General features: G+C 61.1%; 1 protein-coding gene. It reads left to right on the forward strand.

From position 1 onward, the window contains the following. Positions 1-666, forward strand: a 666-nt coding sequence (gene nifH, locus MOV76_RS39350; protein WP_167860909.1) for a nitrogenase reductase, incomplete at both ends; no start/stop codon positions are given.

Genomic DNA, 666 nt, shown 5'->3' on the forward strand with positions numbered 1-666 from the left:
GCGCAGGAAGGTTCGGTGGAAGACCTTGAGCTCGAGGACGTGCTCAAGGCCGGCTACAAAGGCATCAAGTGCGTGGAGTCCGGCGGTCCGGAACCGGGCGTCGGCTGCGCCGGGCGCGGCGTCATCACCTCGATCAATTTCCTCGAAGAGAACGGTGCTTATGACGATGTCGACTACGTCTCCTATGACGTGCTCGGCGATGTGGTGTGCGGTGGCTTCGCGATGCCGATCCGTGAGAACAAGGCCCAGGAGATCTACATCGTGATGTCCGGCGAGATGATGGCGCTCTATGCCGCCAACAACATCGCCAAGGGCATCCTGAAATATGCCCATTCCGGCGGCGTGCGGCTCGGCGGCCTGATCTGTAACGAGCGCCAGACGGACCGCGAGCTCGACCTCTCCGAGGCGCTGGCTGCCAGGCTCAATTCCAAGCTCATCCACTTTGTGCCGCGTGACAACATCGTCCAGCACGCCGAGCTCAGGAAGATGACGGTGATCCAGTACGCGCCGGACTCCAAGCAGGCCGGGGAATATCGGGCGCTAGCCGAGAAGATCCATGCCAATTCGGGCCAAGGGACCATTCCGACCCCGATTACCATGGAAGAGCTCGAAGACATGCTGCTCGACTTCGGCATCATGAAGAGCGACGAGCAGATGCTGGCCGAA

Source organism: Rhizobium sp. PRIMUS64 (assembly GCF_023006465.1).
In the GTDB taxonomy this organism is placed as follows: domain Bacteria; phylum Pseudomonadota; class Alphaproteobacteria; order Rhizobiales; family Rhizobiaceae; genus Rhizobium; species Rhizobium leguminosarum.